The following is a 16,019-nucleotide window of genomic DNA, read 5'->3' on the forward strand; positions in this document are numbered from 1 at the left end:
AAACATTTTGGCCGCAGGGCTTGCGGTGTCAGTCTGTAGAGCGACCATAAGACCAGAACAGAGTAAATCTGTTAAGGCAGGTGCGAAAAATCCTTCGGGAAAGAAGCAGAAACCTAAATCGTGAGGTTTGGGAATCGCCGTCCGTTTTACGGCGGCGAGGATGTCAATGATATTATGGTCGGATTTCATCCCCCGCAAAGGTGAGTATCTTGTCGAAAAATGTAGCGGGGGCATTCATCCGACATTTTAGGTAAAATCGACTAATTTAACCTATTAACAGGAATGCAAGCAAATTTATTAGAAGTGCGGGGGGCCACCCGTCGATTTGGGGGATTAGTCGCTGTCGATGGGGTTTCCTTTCAGGTACAAAAAAACGAGATTTTTGGCTTAATTGGACCTAATGGGGCGGGAAAAACAACTTTATTTAATCTGATCACTGGTTTAATTCCCCTATCCAGTGGTGATTTAATTTATCAAGGCGACAGTCTGGCTAATTATCGTCCTCACCAGATTGCTCAGGCGGGAATTGCCCGTACTTTCCAGAATTTGCGCTTATTTGGTGAATTATCGGCTTTAGAAAATGTGGCGATCGCTGGTCATATTCACAATAGCTCCAATCTTTGGACGGGAATTTTGGGTTTACCAGTTTCGAGAAGGGAGGAGGAAAAAACCTATAAAAGAGCGGCAGAATTATTAGATTTAGTCGGATTAACCGACCAAAGCAATCGCAAAGCCCGTAATTTAGCCTATGGTGATCAAAGACGCTTGGAAATTGCCCGCGCTTTAGCTTTGCAACCCCAGTTATTACTGCTCGATGAACCAGCAGCCGGGATGAATCCCAGCGAAAAGGGGTCATTAAGTCAGCTAATTCGACAAATTCGCGATAATTTAGCTCTAACCGTCCTGTTAATCGAACATCATGTGCCTTTAGTGATGGGATTATGCGATCGCATTGCTGTATTAGATTTCGGTAAGTTAATCGCTTTGGGAGATCCAGCCACAGTCAGGGAGAATCCTGCGGTGATTGAAGCTTATTTAGGGGATGAATAAGGATTTGAGATAATTCCTCTTCAGGTTAATGGGAGATAAGTAGGTAGGCGTTAAAAATTATCAGACACCACCCTTATCAAGGGGGACTAAGGGTAGGGTTGATTCATGAATCAACCCTACTATGAATCAACTCTAGGACTGAGGGGGAATCGAACCTAAAATCCATTTTTAATTTAATTATAACCAGCTACTTAACAATGATTATTTAATTACCAGAGATAGTCAAAAAAAGGTTTAAAGTTTCTCCCGATCAATATTTTGTCATAAGTAGGGACGCACAATTATTTGTAGGATGGGTTAGCGGTAGCGTAACCCATGCTAACTCATCCAGTCGCTTAATTCCTTTAATCTTGTTAGTGCGTAACAACCCTCGACGCACCTCATAATCAGCAATTTCTGGAAGAATAACCCTAATAGCTGCTTTAATTAGGGTTTGTAGCCAACAATTACAAGCTAGACTTTCATGCGATCGCTTAGGATTAGTAATTAAACCGATAATTCCCGTATCTAATAAAACTACTCTATTCACCAAGTTACTCCCTTTAATTCAGCCGGAAATAAAGGACGCTCAGATAAGCGATCTTGGTCAAGTGCTTCGATTAAATATTCACCGGTTTCTTGTTGTTCCTGTTCATCTTCTTCATCAATCCAAGATTGAAGTAAATTAACCAGTTTGGCCTGTTTTTCTTGTTCTAAAATAGTATCCTTAAGTAGCTTGAGGACATAATCTTCTAGAGAAAGACCTTTCTCCCTCGCTTTTTGGCTGAGATATTGTTCGATTTCTGATGTTAAATTAAGAGTTAGTAGCATGGGCTTGACTTGAATCAATTTATCGTGTCTTTAACTATTATAAACAAAAAAGCGATCACACTCTAAAAATATAGCGCAATCGCCCCTAATTTAAGACTTCAATTGTTGCTCGATTTGCCAGTTTTCTATTAAATACTAACTAGCAAAGTCAAATACTGGTGTTTCAATTACCCGTTTTGGTCGCTTATTTTCCCAGATAATTTCCTGCAAGCGTTCGACAGTTTCTGGTGCAAAAAAACGCTCTCCTGTTTCTACACAGACTCTAGCGGGGACATTTTCTATAATAAAAAAATTGCCATTGATTTCAAGGGTATAGGTAACTTCTTGTTCAATTAAGGTTTCTGGTCTAGAATTAGTTGACATCTGGTGTTCTCCTTGATTTAAAATCAATCCATAAATTTGGATCGGGTTCATATAGGGTAATAATTTTGAGCAAAGGGCGAGAGGGATAGCTACAATGAATGTGTAAGGCTCTATTAATTAGAGTAAATCCCAAAAGTAAACAGCTTGCACCATACTTATCAGCTGGATAATCTTCAATAATTTCGCTTTGTTCCATCGCCTCCCGTAATTCTTGAACACTGATCTGACGCAGGATACTTTGATTGACAGCGTGTTGAGAAAATTCAAATTGGTTTTGTCTAACTTTTTGACGAATTTCCTCAATCATTTCAGGGATAGCCGCCTTTAGTTTGAACGTAAATATCCGTCGCTGTCATTTCACCAAATAACTGATCTTTAATTTCTAAATAATTTAGAGGTTGGGATGCTGTTTCTCTTAGAAAGAAAGCCGCTTTAGCAATTCCCAATCTCTCTACTAGAGCTTTAGCTCCCTCTTTTCTAATTTCATCAATCTCAGGAATCGTCAAATCTGTTTGAACTTTCATAACAATTTTTCTCAATTCAAGCGTTGAAAATAATGGCGACAAACTCCCCATTTGATAGTCTAGTTATTTCATTCTCTCAAGTCAATGACATCAATAAGTAGTCATGCAAAATTAATTACCTGCCCGATCGAGCTAAAACCCTTACGGGGCAATGATCGTCATGTGTAAATAATTTTGCCTAGGTACTTAACATCAATACTTTTTAAGCGATGTATTATTCTATAATAAACTTTTAGATGGTTGACAATAAATACTTCAATTCTTTCGGGAGCGCCTGTTTGAAAATCTTCTCTCTGGAGTGATAAATCATGCAACAGACCGCGGATTTTGTGATAAGTTTCAGGGTCATCTTGTTTTAAATTGCTCAAAAAGTCTCTAGTACTTAAGGACAACCAGATATCATACGCCATCTTACGTTAAAATCGATATTTGATAATTTTCCCTTGCGCTTGTTCTGCTAACGCTTGCTCTAGTGCCTGCTGTTCAGAAAGAGGGATATCTGCAAAGCGAATGACCGATGTTTCCTGACAAATGAGATAATCTGGATTAAGCTGCGTTAACAGTTCCTCAGATGCAGATGCGATCGCTTGTTTAATCTCTTCATCTGAAGCAGGTTGAGTCGTCTGGAAAAGATCAGATTGCATAAAAAGTCTCAGCCAATCAAAACACTATGGTTTCCTCTATTCTAACACCAAAAAAGCTATCACGCTATATTTATAGAGGGCGATCACTTCTAAGGTCGGTATTGCAGCCTAAGTCGTTTATTATCAGCAACGCCCAGGTAATTTACTCGCTATTTAAGGGCGGACTGCTAATAACTGGACTTGTACCGTTTCAGGAAGTTTTATTATGACAAAATGATTTTCTGGATACAAATAATCTTCGCCAGATTCATCAATCACTCGCAAACATCCCACCTCTTGCGCTTTAGCATCAGGTAACACTTGATAAAGTTTACAAACCTCTAAATCTCCGCCTTCTTCAGCGGTAATACAGATAGCAAATTCAATGTTAGATGCTGGTGTTTGCATAAATATTTAGTCCAAAACTCGTTTAACTTTCATTTTTCGCCGACCAATACCATGAGACTCATACCAGTGTAGTTCAGCTTTGCGGATTTCTCCATTAGGAAATTGAACTAAGCCGACTCCTTTTAGCTTTCGCCATCGACGACCCCCAAACTGCGCTTTTAGCCTTCTGAGTTCACGAATAGAGAGGTTGACGGCGATAATCTCTATTTCGGTTAGTTCTCCAATCAACTCAAAGCCATTACCCATCTCATCATTCTAACAAAGATTAATAAAAATTTGGAATGCCCAAAAAAAAGCGATCGCACTTTATCAATGTAGTGCGATCGCTGCTAATTTAAGGCTAGATTTGCCAGTTTTTTATTTTAATTTGCGCTTCAAGGCTGAACCCGCACCTAAAACACCAATGGCGAGTAAACCTAAGACTGAAGCAGGTTCGGGAACAGCAACAGCAGTCTGGTTCAACCGCACAGAATAGCCCGCAGGAAGGCCGCCGGGGAAAGTAGATGATGGTGCTAATGATAGAGAGTAACTTCCTGGTCCGAAGAGTAGAGAAGCCGAACTGTAAGTACTTGCGGCCGCCCAGTCAGCATCAAGTCCAGGATTGCCACTCGGCAGATAGGGGAATGGGGGTGTTTTAGGTGTAAAGTCGCTACTACCTAAAAGAGTAGCCCCATTGTAAATGTCGTAAACATCTCCAGCAATAAATTGATCGACCAAATCAAAGGCGCCCTGGAATCCCGGTGCAATCGTAAAGTCCCACGAGGTGGGGTTGTTGGATGCTGGATCACTCTCAATTTGCCCGGATTGCCACACACCGTTGGGCAATAAGACTACCGCTACTGCTTGTTGTGCATTAAGTACCACAGTTCCAGCAAAGAATGCTATGCCAGCAGCAGTCATTGACAGTTTTTTAATTGCAGTCGAAGTTTTCATGTTCAGAAAGTTTCCTCAAAACAAACAAACAAACAAATGTTCTGACTGACCTTTAAAGGAGAAAATCTCAAATTAAGCGACATTGGCAAGGGAGAAAAATTGGTTGTTTCAAAATTGCCAATCACTAAATTTTAAGTTAGTTCCTCTAATGACAAGACAGAGCCATAACGCTATTCTACCCCCCCCGATTTTGTCAAGTGTAAACCAACACAAATTTACAAAAATTTATAATTATTGTTACCCTTGAGAGTAGGCTAGTAAAAAAATCTTTTAACGGGTTAGTCTTGGATTATTAGAATCTCTCGTTTCTAGGCTCTGCCTAGAAATGTTTAATGAGAGTCTCTGCCTCCTGAGTAATCTTTACAGAAGGCAGAGCCTTTAAAAATCATTCCCAGGCGGAGCTTGGGAATGAGACGGCGAAAATCATTGCCTCTTGCCTATCCTAACCATTACTTATAAGTAGGTAGGTGTTAAAAGTTGTCAGACACCCCCCTTATTAAGGGGGAGCCCCCCGCCTATCGGCACCCCCCTTATCAAGGGGGGCAGGGGGGATCGAACCTAAAATCTATGTTTAATTTAATTACAACCAGCTAATTAACAGCTAATCCCTAATCTCTCAATAACAGATATTCACGAATCTCAAAAAAGTTATCCCAAGGAATATAGGGTTGATTTTCCGCTTGCAGATAATCGATTAAACGATCCCTAGCAAAAACTAGATCGGCCTTTCTAGCCATGGTAATATCGGTAACAGAATCACCGATCGCAATAGTTTCTACTCCTGAATATTTGGCCATAATCAAGGCTTTAGCCACTAATTCCGTCTCATTTTCCCAATCGGAATGAACTTGCAAATATTCCCCTTGAGTATGAAGATTGACCCCATAAATTGCTGTCACCTTATCTAATAGTCCCTCCCGTTTTAAGACCGTTTCAATCATGCCTTGGATACCACCGGAGATAATAATAAAAGGGATGGATTGCTCCTGTAAAAAAGCGAGAAATTCAGCTAATCCAGGACGAATTGGCTTGCTTTCGGCATAGGCGATAATATCGGCGTACTTTTGGCTCGGTATCGACTCTAGCAGTTGACGGACACCCCGGCGCAGAGTCAGAGTGCGGGCGTACATTTGGGGCATAATTTGGGCCGATAAATCGGGGGCGAATTCTTTGAGCATACCCGCAAAAGTTTCCACGGCGGTGATAGTGCCATCAAAGTCACAGAAAACAATTTTACTCATGGGGTGACAAAATATCTGAAATTGGATATAATCGAAGGTTATGATTAATTTTACAGAGATTATCCGACTCTAGAGCTTCAACCCCCATGAAATCCTATCTCGCCGCCGCCATTCAAATGACCAGTCAGCCGGATTTAGAGAAAAATCTCGCTGCCGCTGAAGAATTGATCGAACTTGCCGTGGGTAAAGGGGCGGAATTAATCGGTTTACCGGAGAATTTCGCTTTTATGGGGGCAGAAACCGATAAAATCGCCCAGGCTGAGACTATTGCTCTCAAAGCCGATAAATTCCTCCGCACCATGGCCCAAAGGTTTCAAGTGACCATTTTAGGGGGTGGTTTTCCCGTGCCGGTGACGGGTATTGCCGATAAAGCTTATAACACGGCTATTTTAGTCGATGGCAACGGTGCGGAATTAGCCCGTTATCAAAAAGTCCATCTCTTTGATGTCAATGTCCCGGATGGTAACACCTATCAGGAATCGAGTACAGTCATGGCAGGGATCGATTTACCGCCGATTTATGGCTCCGATAGCTTGGGCAAAATTGGCCTCTCGATTTGCTATGATGTGCGTTTTCCCGAACTCTATCGCTATTTATCGCAGCAAGGAGCCGATGTTTTATTTGTACCTGCGGCGTTTACAGCTTTTACGGGGAAAGATCATTGGAAAGTTTTGTTACAAGCGCGAGCGATCGAGAATACTTGTTATATAATAGCTCCCGCTCAAACGGGCAATAATTACGAACGCCGTTACACCCACGGTCACGCTATGATTATCGATCCTTGGGGTGTGGTTTTAGCCGATGCGGGGGAAGAAGCGGGAGTGGCAATTGCCGAAATTAATCCGCAACGTCTGCAACAAGTGAGACGACAAATGCCTTCCCTACAGCATCGTGTTTTTGTTTAAAATTCGATTCGACAATTTTGTCGATAAAAACGCCTAATTTTGGGATTTAACTCGGTTTTTTTGCGTAACATTGCTCCCCGATAACAAGGGCCGAATCTCAAACCTAATTAGGGTCTGCTGAATAATGGTAAAACCCTTTTAAAATAAGGCTTTTGACCTGTTAAAGTCCGATGTTAGTGCAAGAAAATAGGATTGGGACTTTCAAAAACCTTGCATTATCCTTCTTGTAGTACATAGCTTGGTACAAAAAACAATGGCAACAAAGCCCGAAACTCCTGACTCCTGACTCCTGACTCCTACCCCCAGGAAAAACTTTTTCAGCAGACCCTAATTAGTTAAGCTAAAAGCTTTGATGTACTGAGTTTCTAACCTTCTTTGCCAGATTCTCAGGGTAAGCTCATCTAATAAGGATGTAGTCGATTTATGCCCCCCGATCAAACCATACCAAGTAACGGCTCTTCTCGACTTTGTGTGATAATTTTTGCTTATGGAATCGTGAAATGCTTATCAGGCAAGACTTTTAGTGCTATTTGGCGGAATAAACTATCAGTATAGACCTCGTTTCCACACAGAAACCAGAAGAGCCAAGTAACGAAGAACTAGGTAAAAATATCCGTAAACTTTATTAACAATCTTCCTTGAAAATCTCTTGACTATCGCACCCCGAATTAGGGATCATATGAAGATGTAGCGTTTCTCATCAAGGTGAACTGTAAATTAAACCTTGCCGAAGTAAGAATTCTCAGTTGCGAAAACATACCTCATATATCCGAGAAACGCTGTAGAGCAGACAGGGATGCAATTCAGACTTGAATTGGCGAAATTCAAGTCTTGACTCTATTTATTGTCAACTTGAGTCCAAAAATACTCTGATGGTTGGACAAATATGCTCTCTGGACTTGTTCTAACAAGATTCCGGGCTAAATGAGAAATAATCCCATTTAGCTTCTCTAGACCGTTAAGGAGAAACCGATGTCATCTTATACCACAGAATCAGAAAAAATTGATTTTCCGAAAACCCTAGATATAGCCACCGTTTGCGTCTATGGGCTAGGAATCCTCTCGGCGGGCCTATTTTTATTTCTGCCCTTCGTCAACCTGCTGCATCCGAGTCCGTGGCAGCGATGGCTAGGCACAATTCACGGTTTTGGTTCCCTATTAGCCCTAGTCGTGATTGTTTACGCTGGTCATCTCGCTTTTCCGCTGCTCAGAGGTTCTGGCAAAATTTTGCAGCAAATGCGAACCCTCACCTTCTGGTCCACCGTCCTCGCTTCTTTGGCGATCGCCACTGGCAATTTAGCCTATATGCGCTATCGGGCCGGTTCAGAGTTTGGCGGTGCGCGGGCATGGCTAAAGGAAAATTCGCCCCTCGGTCAATACGTCCTCATGGAATACCACGAATTCAGCGTCCTTTTTACCCTACCCCTAGGGGTGGCCTGCACTTGGATTCTCTGGAAATACGGCGACTCAATCCTAGACAAAGCTAATAGACCGGTGTTAACGGTCACTTGCATTGGCCTGATGGCGATGATGTTTTTTGCCATGGGTGGACTCGTTAGCGGCCTCGGTGTTGCCAAAATTCACGCCCTGTAAACCCTTATTTAGCTACTTTACCTCAAAAGTGAACAAAATTCAACTTTTGCTCGTTTTAGCTACGGTTTTCGGGTTATCTATCACCGCTCCCGCCCTAGGGGGTGTAAACTTAGCCCCGATGGTACGGATACGAGGGCGGCCAGCATTAGCAACCAAAGTCAAATCGTCGGTCATTTCCCTACTGCTGGTAATACGGCTGGGGACTTTTAGCGGTGGGACTTTGCGGTTTTACACACTTACGAACTCTGAAAAAATAGGAACAAATCTGATGACTCAACGTTACATCGATAGTCCTTGGTACGGAAAAATCTGGGCTTTTTTAAAACAATTTCCCCAAGGTTTAGCCGAAGGTGCCAAACGTTCCCCCGCCACTTCTGGCCCAGCAGCGGCGGCGATTATTAGTGCTGGTATTGGCTGTTTTTTAATGATGGTTGCTCACCATTTTTCCGATGCAGACCATTCAAAAACCGTAGAAACTTTTCTTTGGAATTTGGGTAGTTGGATACCTGGCAGTAAAAATCCTAAGTAGTCATGCAAAATAAATTTCCTAGTGAAGACAGGCAAGAGGCAATAGGCAAGAGGCAAAAGCTTTATCGAAATGTGTAATTAATTTTGCTTAGGTACTTAGCAAAATGTGGGGCAATATCGGCAGTTATAGCGGCAAAGAAACGATGTTATTAATTGGCTGGTTAGTCAGTTGGCCGATACTGCATTATCTTTGGAAAGATCGCCAGATAAAAGCTAAGACCATTCTCTTTTGGTTTTTTGCCCTCATGATTGCCGCCACGGCCATGTCATGGCATCCACTATTTCCCTATTTACCTTTAACTTAAAGCCTAGGAGGTGACAAAATGAACGCTCAAGTTAGAAAGGTTTCCTCGCGTAAAATGCACGATATCGTCTGGATATTAGTGGGACTTTTTGGTTTATTTGCTATTACTTTTCCCCTGGCTATGTGGCGAGTGAGCAATATGGAAAAGTTTCAAGGTTCTCATGTGAAATCTTTAGTCGTAGAAGGAGAAAACGCTCCCCAATCTTCACAGCTTAAAACTAAATAAATCTGAGTTGTGGATAATCTGAGTTTTGGATAAGTCAAAACCCTGAGACTCAATCGGAATCTAAAACTCTGATTAACAGACAAAACTCTCAAAACTGTGAACAATTGCTAAGTAGGTAGGCGTTAAAAGTTGTCAGATGCCCCCCTTATTAAGGGGGGATTAAGGGGGGATCGGCACCCCCCTTATCAAGGGTAGATCCCCCCGCCTATCGGCACCCCCCTTATCAAGGGTAGATCCCCCCGCCTATCGGCACCCCCCTTATCAAGGGGGGCAGGGGGGATCGAACCTAAAATCCATTTTTAATTTAATTATAACCAGCTACTTATAATAACTTTTTAGCAAAATCGATCGCCTCCTGAAAAACTGTAACTTTGCCTTCAATTTGGGCAATTTGTACCTCGGTTAATAACTTACCGATAATCGGACTAGGTTTCAGGTGTAAATGGTTAATTAAATCATCGCCCCTTAATAAAGGTCGGGGATGGGCGATAATATTATCGGGATCGAGATAGGAAGTCAACAGAGAAGCGACGATATTTTTGTTAATCCCCATCGATAAAGCAAAAAGGGCAAAGACAGGAAATACTTTTCCCGTATTTAGATAAATAAAATACTGTTCCCGCAGACTCAAATTATCTGGCTCCTTGAGGGGAGGTAAACACTTAATCACCGTGATTACCGTGCGAATTTCCCCCCTGGAATACTTGAGATCGATTAACTCTTTTTCCGCTTCTGCTAAGATATCCGATACCAATAGGGCCAATTTTGTCAACTGTAACTGAGAAGGGGAAAAGATAAATTTTTCTGGTAACAAAGATTCTAAAAATCCCGCTGCCGCTTCCACCCCCATAACTCGCTCCATTTTTGCGGGGGTAATCCGACGCAACCAGAGGGATAATAAGCCATCTTCCCAGGCACTTTTTAGCCATTTATTGCCACGGGAATTGAGCAAAAGGTAATTCAACTCGGATTGTACCCTTTCGGCGGCTACACGGCGCAATAAAGGGGCAAGAGAACGAATAGTTGCACGGGTATGGGGTTCGATCTCAAAGTCCAATTGAGCCGCTTGTCGATAAGCCCTTAATAATCTTAGGGGATCATCTTGGAGATTTTCCCTAGAAATCATCCGCAGAGATTGGCAGCCTAAATCTTTTAATCCCCCTAAAGGATCGAAAATTTCTTGGGTGTGGAGATTATAAGCGAGAGCATTAACGGTGAAATCCCGTCTTTTTAGGTCTATTTCCAGAGATTCTCCCTCCTGTTGCGCGAAATCAAGAGTCCCCTGCGGAAAAACGACGCGAGCAATTTGACGAACCGCATCTAAAACCACAAAACCGGCTTTATAATGATGGGCAATAGTTTGGGCAATTTCGATCGCTTTTTCGGGAACCACAAAATCTAGGTCAATATAGTCTTTCTGACGGTTTAATAAAGCGTCTCGCACAGCACCACCGACTAAATAAGCATTTTCTGGCAATTCTTGCTGATTAATCGCAAAAACTTCTTTAACTAAACTATCTAGGTTTTTTTGACAAGACATCGAGAAGATAAATTTACAAAAATATAATTTTTACCGGCCCTATTTGGGGAGAGACTGAGCTAGATTAACGGAAAAGACTTATAGAGTTAAACCTATGTGTATTTGTATTAACTGCTATTTTGTTGATCGCTGTCTCACCTATCATGCCGTAGAAACACAACATCAGGAACGTCATCTCACCGAGACACCGGACTTTGAAGCGAAGAACCCTTCTATTAACGTTAACATTCGCACCAAGGAAGATTATATCGAAATGGAATGGGATGTGGTGGGTTGCGACAGCTTTTTACGGGAAACTGGTAAATGGTCTAGTTTGCGTCCGGGTGAACCAATTCCCACCTAAAACACCTGAATTTACCCCCATACATATTTACTACAAAAGCCGAAAACCCTTATCCAGCAATAGATAGACCGGTTAAATTTTCTTGCTGTACTCGTGCAATAGTGGTCATGTACATGGAAAAAGTTCCGATTGAGTCGATGTGGATTGTTGAAGCTAAAGGACGCAGAGATGAAGCGAGAAATAGTTCTGTTCAGCTAATTTCAGGCGAAGAGGCTTTAGCGCAAGTCAGACGGCTGTAAGTGCGTTCGCCATGTTACAGGATAAAATAATTAAACCGAGTTGAAATCGAAGTCAAGGATATGGTAATTCGACAACCCCGCTACAGCAAAAAAGAATTTGCCCGACGTGGCAATGAACTCTATGAATCCCAAGTGCGCTCTCAAGTTGAAGAAGGCAATTATGGCAAAATTGTGGCGATTGACATTGAAACCGGAGCGTTTGAAGTTGCCGATGATTTGTTGACAGCATCGAAACAACTTTCTGCACGAGTACCTGATGCTCAGACTTGGTTTATTCGGATTGGACATCTAGCAGTCGATCACTTTGGTACAAGGAGTTTGAGAACAAAGCAATGATGCAAGGTCCTGTGAATCAAAGGTGTGAAGCGACCTTATCGATCGCGCTCAGGAATAATAAGACAGCGCAGATGGTAGATGCTGTAATTGATACAGGATTTTCGGGTTTTCTCACTTTGCCGTCTGACATAATTGCCACATTGGGGTTGAGTTGGGAGGGCCGAGATATTGCCACATTAGGTGACGGAACTTTCTGTACGTTTGAGGTTTACATCGGGCGCGTGATTTGGGATGGGCAATATCGTGAGATTTACATCAACGAATCAGAGACACTTCCACTAATCGGGATGCAGCTATTGCGAGGTTACGATCTGCGGATTCAAGCGATCGAGGGTGGTCTAGTCACGATTGAGGCTTTGGAGTAGAGTGCGATCGCCATCTTACACGATAAAATGAAGGAACCGAGTTGAAATCGAAGTCATACGGATCACCAACTCAGTTTGCGTCCTGGTGAACCAATTCCCACCTAAAATACCTGAACTTTCCCAATACATATCTACTACAAGAGCCAAAAACCCTTGTCCAGCAATGGATAGACCGGTTAACTTTTCTTGATGTACCCGTGCAATAGTGGTCATGTATATAGAAAAAGTTCCTAAGCGTTGTGTCTGGAATGGTTTTTATCAATGAGCATTGCTTAAAAGCAAATAATTCATAATTTAAGAGCGAGGTATTTATGGATAAAGAAGAAGAACTACTTGAACAATGGCGAGAATTGACACCGGAAAAGCAACAAAAAGTTTGGCAATTTGTTCAAATACTTAAATCTGAGTCACAAACAACACCAGAAGCTAAATTTATTCCCCAAACACCATTAAGCAAAAAGTTATGGGAAATCCGACAGAGGGCAATTTCGGCTGGATTGCAACTGCTCAATGAAGACGAAATAGAACAAGAACTTGCTGCACGTCGAGGAGGATGCAGTGAGTCATGAAATTGCTGGCACTTACGGTTTAGCGGCGATGGATGCACTTCATGTTGCTGCTGCGCTGCAAATTCAAGCTGATGAACTAATCACCACCGAAAAGCCAACCAAACCAATGCACCGAGTCAGGGAAATTCAGATTGTTTCAATAGACATCTCTTTTGCATGAGTAGAAAACGGGTTTCTCCGAGAAACCCGTTTTCTGTGCGTTACTCAGTCTCAACTTAGTTGGGGTTTAACAACCTTTCTAGATTTTGTTCACAGTTCTCTTTATGGGAGAGAATATTTAATTTTTCAGAAAGATGTAAGGCGCGTTGCCAGTGATTAATAGCTGATTTAAGATCATGGGTTTTTTCTTCAAATTCGGCCAAAACAATTAAAGTCTCTAGTTCTATATATCTTTCTCCAATATCGAGGGCAATATCTAAAGCTTGGTTAAGATATTGATAGGCTAGATCATCCTTTCGAGTGATACTATAAATTTCTCCTAATCCAGCGCAAGCATGGGCAACACTTGCTACATCTGAAATAGCTAAAGCTTTTTTCTTTTGTTGCTTAAAGTATTTTTCAGACTCCTGAAAATTTGCTTGTTGCCCATAAATTGAGGCTAAATTTCCCAAGGATAAAATAATTCCTGCTTCATCGGTTATTTGCTCAGATAAGTTAAGACTTCTTTGAGTATAATCGATAGCTGGATTTAAATCATTGATTCGCCGGTATGCTTCTCCTAAATTTCGTAAAGCCGTTGCTTGATAAATAAGGTTTTTTATTTTTTCTGCCCATTTTAAGTATTTTTCTAAACAAGCAATAGTCTGGTCAATTTTTCCCTGATAACCATAACAATTACCCAGATTTAAATAAGCAACATTAATAATCTCAAATTTTTCGTCACAATCAGGAATAATCTCGGCTAGATTTAAAACTTCATTCAGTCCTATTTCAGCGCTTAAATATTCCCCTTTTATTCCATCAATTGTTGCTATATTTTGTTTTCCTCTTGCTTTCCAAAGAGGATTATTTAATTGCTCGGCTAAGGATAAGAGTTTCTCCGCATAATTTTTTGCTTGGTCAAATTCTCCTAATTCTCGATACATATAACCGAGTTCACTTAAACAGAGAAAATCGGTTTCATTGTCAAGATTTCCTAATAATTCTTTACACAGTTTTATGCCCTCTTCATACCGTCCCCAGATGCGTAATTGTTTGTGCAAAGGTAAAGAAGTTGGATCATGAATTTCTAAGGGTAAAGAAAATAAAGATTTAGCTTCTTTATACCAACCTAATCGACATAGACAGAGAAATGCTTCCACATAACGACTTGCCCGTTCTTGAATAGAGAGCTGCTGTCCCATTTTATCCTTAATATGGCGTTCATAACCAATTAAATGCCAGATAAATGCGCCAAAATGTGCTTTTTCAAAATGACTCCCTGTCGCCCCTAAAATTTCCCCTTTTTGTTTGACTTGAGCGAGTTCTCCAAAAACAGTAAAATCGATACTTGTGAGACGTTCTTTGACTCTTAATTGAGGAGATTGAAAATCATTCATGATTTGGGTTTCCTTCTTTTCTTTGGGTAGATACTAGATGCTTGAAAGCAACATTGCGAATTAAACTGTGCTGTTTGATATGTGGTTCATATCCCGGTTGTTTTTGAGTTTCTACTAAATAACGGTTAAACAAGGTAAAAAGAGCTAAGTCTAAATCCTGTTCCTCGTATTCTGAAAATAATTGAAGATTTTCAAACCACGCATTTTTAAATTCAAAAGATGAATAAGTGGAACCATATATAAGCAACAAATAAGCAGTTTCAAAAGTGTCTTCAAGCCGCTCTATTGTTCTTTTGATTTCCTCCTCTAACAGTTGTTTTCGTAATTGTTTGGTGATTAAGTTAACTTTGTAATAATCATCAGGATTGGCTTTTTGAGCTTCATCAATCATTTCTCTTAATCGTCGAAATCGGGATTTATTCTCCTCATAATAAGTGCTGATATTTCCATTCAGTCTATCAATAATATCACCGGAAATTAAGCGGATAGCGAGAGGATGTCCTTCATAAAGTTTTCCGATCTCTTTAAGGTAAGCAAGGTTACGTCCATGAAGAATTAATTCGACTTCTGCTTGTTGAAATAAGCGCTCAAATAACTGTAAACTTTCCTGATCCTCTAATCCCATTAATGGCTGAATATGCCAATATTGAGCTTGACTAAAAGTTTCAAAATCTTCAGGCTTATCCTGCGAAGTTATCACAATTCGAGTCTGACAATCTTCGGCTTCTAATATCCTTTGAAAAAAGACTCGCCAGAGGGGGTCTTTAAAGCGATTACTGCCATCTTGTTGTTCTCCTTGTAAAAGATTTTCCATTGAATCAAACCAAATCAATCGAGGATTATTGCTCAGATGATTAACCAGTTGAGTTAATAATTGTTCTGGGTTTTTTGCTTGTTTTGCCGTAACAGGTTCATCGCCACGATTGAGTAAATCAATAGCTGTGCTGATAAAGTTTTGTGCTTCTGATTGCGACTGTTGATCCTCCCGTTGATTAAACCCATCAAAATCAATAGGCGGTTCAGGAGGAAACCCTTCTTGACACAAAGCTAAGGCCAATTTGTAGGCGAGGGCAGTTTTCCCAATACCTGTTATTCCCGTAATTACGACAATGCGACAATCGCCTCTTAGTTTTTCCAGTAAATCACTTTGAAGAGACTCTCGCCCCACCCAAATAGGCTCGATATCTTGAGTCAGTTTTTGCAAAAGATTATCTAGATCTGCGACTTTTGAAGGGTCGATGTTCAAAGCTCGACAAAAGGCAAAAAAACCTTCCGATTGAATGTTTTTACCCCTCAAAAAATGATCTAAAGTCTCCAGTGAGCAGTTGTCGGCGTAATAAGAGTAATAAGTGTGGGCTGGGTCATTTGAAATTTCCTCCCAATTCCCATCGGGTTTGGCAAATTGACTAGCCTCGGTGCATAAGTATTTTCTAGTCCAGCCTTCTTTTTGTTTTTGCGCCCATCGGGTTTTGACTTGCTCAAGTCCCGCTACGGAGAGTTTTAACTTCATTGCTCTCTATTCAATCTACATAAGTTTATTTCTCTATTGTTGATCGATTATCCCCAGAAATTCTCATTTTT

25 protein-coding genes and 1 pseudogene are annotated in these 16,019 nt (G+C 41.1%); 12 read left to right on the plus strand and 14 right to left on the minus strand.

The genetic code is table 11. The annotated features are described in order from the left end of the window. Positions 1–124 (plus strand): annotated as a pseudogene (locus IM509_RS02110) (RNA-guided endonuclease TnpB family protein); the annotation flags it as partial. A gap of 158 nt (positions 125–282) precedes the next feature. After that, positions 283–1,050 carry an ABC transporter ATP-binding protein gene (locus IM509_RS02115; protein WP_052276183.1) on the plus strand — a complete coding sequence of 256 codons (768 nt, stop codon included), beginning with the start codon at positions 283–285 and terminating at the stop codon, positions 1,048–1,050. 250 nt (positions 1,051–1,300) lie between these two features. Here the strand turns inward: IM509_RS02115 and IM509_RS02120 are convergent, their stop codons facing one another. From IM509_RS02120 to IM509_RS02165, 10 genes are all read right to left on the minus strand, one after another. Beyond that, a complete protein-coding gene (locus tag IM509_RS02120; RefSeq protein WP_052276184.1) occupies positions 1,301–1,579 on the minus strand; it encodes a hypothetical protein in 279 nt (92 codons plus the stop codon). Further along, positions 1,576–1,860, minus strand: a complete 285-nt coding sequence (locus IM509_RS02125; RefSeq protein ID WP_185237657.1) for a hypothetical protein — start codon at positions 1,858–1,860, stop codon at positions 1,576–1,578. Before IM509_RS02125 ends, IM509_RS02120 begins: the two co-directional genes overlap by 4 nt. 135 nt (positions 1,861–1,995) lie before the next feature. Then, on the minus strand, positions 1,996–2,274 hold the full coding sequence (locus IM509_RS02130) for a YgiT-type zinc finger protein (protein WP_128575172.1): 279 nt from the start codon (positions 2,272–2,274) through the stop codon (positions 1,996–1,998). After that, positions 2,213–2,530, minus strand: coding sequence for a DUF4258 domain-containing protein (locus tag IM509_RS02135; RefSeq protein ID WP_002779213.1), 318 nt, complete (start codon positions 2,528–2,530; stop codon positions 2,213–2,215). Before IM509_RS02135 ends, IM509_RS02130 begins: the two co-directional genes overlap by 62 nt. 1 nt (position 2,531) lies before the next feature. Beyond that, a complete protein-coding gene (locus IM509_RS02140; protein WP_052276187.1) occupies positions 2,532–2,747 on the minus strand; it encodes a hypothetical protein in 216 nt (71 codons plus the stop codon). A 416-nt stretch (positions 2,748–3,163) separates the two neighbouring features. Then, positions 3,164–3,391, minus strand: coding sequence for a hypothetical protein (locus tag IM509_RS02145; protein WP_052276189.1), 228 nt, complete (start codon positions 3,389–3,391; stop codon positions 3,164–3,166). A 153-nt stretch (positions 3,392–3,544) separates the two neighbouring features. Then, positions 3,545–3,778, minus strand: coding sequence for a hypothetical protein (locus IM509_RS02150; protein ID WP_002745620.1), 234 nt, complete (start codon positions 3,776–3,778; stop codon positions 3,545–3,547). 6 nt (positions 3,779–3,784) lie between these two features. After that, positions 3,785–4,024: a hypothetical protein gene (locus IM509_RS02155; RefSeq protein WP_002755261.1), complete on the minus strand. Its 240-nt coding sequence runs from the start codon at positions 4,022–4,024 to the stop codon at positions 3,785–3,787. A gap of 111 nt (positions 4,025–4,135) precedes the next feature. Further along, on the minus strand, positions 4,136–4,711 hold the full coding sequence (locus IM509_RS02160; RefSeq protein ID WP_052276190.1) for a PEP-CTERM sorting domain-containing protein: 576 nt from the start codon (positions 4,709–4,711) through the stop codon (positions 4,136–4,138). Between the two features lie 608 nt (positions 4,712–5,319). After that, positions 5,320–5,952: an HAD-IB family phosphatase gene (locus IM509_RS02165; RefSeq protein WP_185237656.1), complete on the minus strand. Its 633-nt coding sequence runs from the start codon at positions 5,950–5,952 to the stop codon at positions 5,320–5,322. Positions 5,953–6,038: 86 nt separating this feature from the next. On the opposite strand from IM509_RS02165, the gene IM509_RS02170 reads away from it, so the two are divergent. Beyond that, complete coding sequence (locus IM509_RS02170; RefSeq protein ID WP_185237655.1) at positions 6,039–6,857, plus strand: carbon-nitrogen hydrolase family protein; 819 nt, start codon at positions 6,039–6,041, stop codon at positions 6,855–6,857. A gap of 972 nt (positions 6,858–7,829) precedes the next feature. Beyond that, a complete protein-coding gene (locus tag IM509_RS02175) occupies positions 7,830–8,450 on the plus strand; it encodes a hypothetical protein (RefSeq protein WP_052276193.1) in 621 nt (206 codons plus the stop codon). A gap of 39 nt (positions 8,451–8,489) precedes the next feature. Here the strand turns inward: IM509_RS02175 and IM509_RS02180 are convergent, their stop codons facing one another. Then, on the minus strand, positions 8,490–8,624 hold the full coding sequence (locus IM509_RS02180; protein ID WP_260441312.1) for a hypothetical protein: 135 nt from the start codon (positions 8,622–8,624) through the stop codon (positions 8,490–8,492). Positions 8,625–8,718: 94 nt separating this feature from the next. On the opposite strand from IM509_RS02180, the gene IM509_RS02185 reads away from it, so the two are divergent. The 3 genes from IM509_RS02185 to IM509_RS02195 all read left to right on the plus strand — a co-directional run bounded on the left by IM509_RS02185 (position 8,719) and on the right by IM509_RS02195 (position 9,508). Continuing rightward, complete coding sequence (locus tag IM509_RS02185; RefSeq protein ID WP_260441311.1) at positions 8,719–8,979, plus strand: hypothetical protein; 261 nt, start codon at positions 8,719–8,721, stop codon at positions 8,977–8,979. Positions 8,980–9,082: 103 nt separating this feature from the next. Further along, positions 9,083–9,283, plus strand: coding sequence for a hypothetical protein (locus tag IM509_RS02190; protein ID WP_260441310.1), 201 nt, complete (start codon positions 9,083–9,085; stop codon positions 9,281–9,283). 18 nt (positions 9,284–9,301) lie between these two features. Further along, positions 9,302–9,508, plus strand: a complete 207-nt coding sequence (locus IM509_RS02195) for a hypothetical protein (protein WP_002779193.1) — start codon at positions 9,302–9,304, stop codon at positions 9,506–9,508. A 322-nt stretch (positions 9,509–9,830) separates the two neighbouring features. On the opposite strand, the gene IM509_RS02200 is transcribed toward IM509_RS02195, so the two are convergent. Next, positions 9,831–11,048: a tRNA nucleotidyltransferase/poly(A) polymerase-related protein gene (locus IM509_RS02200; RefSeq protein ID WP_052276196.1), complete on the minus strand. Its 1,218-nt coding sequence runs from the start codon at positions 11,046–11,048 to the stop codon at positions 9,831–9,833. Between the two features lie 94 nt (positions 11,049–11,142). On the opposite strand from IM509_RS02200, the gene IM509_RS02205 reads away from it, so the two are divergent. From IM509_RS02205 to IM509_RS02225, 5 genes are all read left to right on the plus strand, one after another. Next, positions 11,143–11,391: a Ycf34 family protein gene (locus tag IM509_RS02205; RefSeq protein WP_002745598.1), complete on the plus strand. Its 249-nt coding sequence runs from the start codon at positions 11,143–11,145 to the stop codon at positions 11,389–11,391. A 299-nt stretch (positions 11,392–11,690) separates the two neighbouring features. Next, positions 11,691–11,966 (plus strand): hypothetical protein, encoded by a 276-nt coding sequence (locus tag IM509_RS02210; protein ID WP_052276197.1) that lies wholly within the window; start codon positions 11,691–11,693, stop codon positions 11,964–11,966. Next, complete coding sequence (locus IM509_RS02215) at positions 11,963–12,331, plus strand: clan AA aspartic protease (protein ID WP_052276198.1); 369 nt, start codon at positions 11,963–11,965, stop codon at positions 12,329–12,331. Before IM509_RS02210 ends, IM509_RS02215 begins: the two co-directional genes overlap by 4 nt. Before the next feature lie 311 nt (positions 12,332–12,642). Beyond that, positions 12,643–12,900: a hypothetical protein gene (locus IM509_RS02220; protein WP_052276199.1), complete on the plus strand. Its 258-nt coding sequence runs from the start codon at positions 12,643–12,645 to the stop codon at positions 12,898–12,900. Further along, entirely contained in the window at positions 12,866–13,060 is a 195-nt protein-coding gene (locus IM509_RS02225; RefSeq protein WP_052276200.1) for a PIN domain-containing protein, read from the plus strand. The genes IM509_RS02220 and IM509_RS02225 overlap by 35 nt, the downstream gene beginning before the upstream one ends. Positions 13,061–13,115: 55 nt before the next feature. Here IM509_RS02225 and IM509_RS02230 read toward each other — a convergent pair whose 3' ends face one another. Together IM509_RS02230 and IM509_RS02235 are read right to left on the minus strand one after the other, a co-directional pair. After that, a complete protein-coding gene (locus tag IM509_RS02230) occupies positions 13,116–14,438 on the minus strand; it encodes a tetratricopeptide repeat protein (protein WP_185237215.1) in 1,323 nt (440 codons plus the stop codon). Beyond that, positions 14,431–15,948, minus strand: coding sequence for an ATP-binding protein (locus tag IM509_RS02235; RefSeq protein ID WP_185237214.1), 1,518 nt, complete (start codon positions 15,946–15,948; stop codon positions 14,431–14,433). The genes IM509_RS02230 and IM509_RS02235 overlap by 8 nt, the downstream gene beginning before the upstream one ends. Positions 15,949–16,019 lie beyond the last annotated feature (71 nt).

Source organism: Microcystis sp. M31BS1 (genome assembly GCF_020245285.1).
GTDB classification, from domain to species: Bacteria; Cyanobacteriota; Cyanobacteriia; order Cyanobacteriales; family Microcystaceae; genus Microcystis; species Microcystis panniformis.

Excerpts from the sequence above, each read along its gene's own strand:
- IM509_RS02230 (WP_185237215.1), bottom strand. The coding sequence starts at position 14,438 with ATGAATGATTTTCAATCTCCTCAATTAAGAGTCAAAGAACGTCTCACA.
- IM509_RS02130 (WP_128575172.1), bottom strand. The coding sequence starts at position 2,274 with ATGAACCCGATCCAAATTTATGGATTGATTTTAAATCAAGGAGAACAC.
- IM509_RS02165 (WP_185237656.1), bottom strand. The coding sequence starts at position 5,952 with ATGAGTAAAATTGTTTTCTGTGACTTTGATGGCACTATCACCGCCGTG.
- IM509_RS02160 (WP_052276190.1), bottom strand. The coding sequence starts at position 4,711 with ATGAAAACTTCGACTGCAATTAAAAAACTGTCAATGACTGCTGCTGGC.
- IM509_RS02175 (WP_052276193.1), top strand. The coding sequence starts at position 7,830 with ATGTCATCTTATACCACAGAATCAGAAAAAATTGATTTTCCGAAAACC.
- IM509_RS02210 (WP_052276197.1), top strand. The coding sequence starts at position 11,691 with ATGGTAATTCGACAACCCCGCTACAGCAAAAAAGAATTTGCCCGACGT.
- IM509_RS02135 (WP_002779213.1), bottom strand. The coding sequence starts at position 2,530 with ATGATTGAGGAAATTCGTCAAAAAGTTAGACAAAACCAATTTGAATTT.
- IM509_RS02140 (WP_052276187.1), bottom strand. The coding sequence starts at position 2,747 with ATGAAAGTTCAAACAGATTTGACGATTCCTGAGATTGATGAAATTAGA.
- IM509_RS02195 (WP_002779193.1), top strand. The coding sequence starts at position 9,302 with ATGAACGCTCAAGTTAGAAAGGTTTCCTCGCGTAAAATGCACGATATC.
- IM509_RS02125 (WP_185237657.1), bottom strand. The coding sequence starts at position 1,860 with ATGCTACTAACTCTTAATTTAACATCAGAAATCGAACAATATCTCAGC.
- IM509_RS02145 (WP_052276189.1), bottom strand. The coding sequence starts at position 3,391 with ATGCAATCTGATCTTTTCCAGACGACTCAACCTGCTTCAGATGAAGAG.
- IM509_RS02150 (WP_002745620.1), bottom strand. The coding sequence starts at position 3,778 with ATGCAAACACCAGCATCTAACATTGAATTTGCTATCTGTATTACCGCT.
- IM509_RS02205 (WP_002745598.1), top strand. The coding sequence starts at position 11,143 with ATGTGTATTTGTATTAACTGCTATTTTGTTGATCGCTGTCTCACCTAT.
- IM509_RS02180 (WP_260441312.1), bottom strand. The coding sequence starts at position 8,624 with ATGACCGACGATTTGACTTTGGTTGCTAATGCTGGCCGCCCTCGTATC.
- IM509_RS02155 (WP_002755261.1), bottom strand. The coding sequence starts at position 4,024 with ATGGGTAATGGCTTTGAGTTGATTGGAGAACTAACCGAAATAGAGATT.
- IM509_RS02200 (WP_052276196.1), bottom strand. The coding sequence starts at position 11,048 with ATGTCTTGTCAAAAAAACCTAGATAGTTTAGTTAAAGAAGTTTTTGCG.
- IM509_RS02190 (WP_260441310.1), top strand. The coding sequence starts at position 9,083 with ATGTGGGGCAATATCGGCAGTTATAGCGGCAAAGAAACGATGTTATTA.
- IM509_RS02235 (WP_185237214.1), bottom strand. The coding sequence starts at position 15,948 with ATGAAGTTAAAACTCTCCGTAGCGGGACTTGAGCAAGTCAAAACCCGA.
- IM509_RS02170 (WP_185237655.1), top strand. The coding sequence starts at position 6,039 with ATGAAATCCTATCTCGCCGCCGCCATTCAAATGACCAGTCAGCCGGAT.
- IM509_RS02185 (WP_260441311.1), top strand. The coding sequence starts at position 8,719 with ATGACTCAACGTTACATCGATAGTCCTTGGTACGGAAAAATCTGGGCT.
- IM509_RS02220 (WP_052276199.1), top strand. The coding sequence starts at position 12,643 with ATGGATAAAGAAGAAGAACTACTTGAACAATGGCGAGAATTGACACCG.
- IM509_RS02215 (WP_052276198.1), top strand. The coding sequence starts at position 11,963 with ATGATGCAAGGTCCTGTGAATCAAAGGTGTGAAGCGACCTTATCGATC.
- IM509_RS02115 (WP_052276183.1), top strand. The coding sequence starts at position 283 with ATGCAAGCAAATTTATTAGAAGTGCGGGGGGCCACCCGTCGATTTGGG.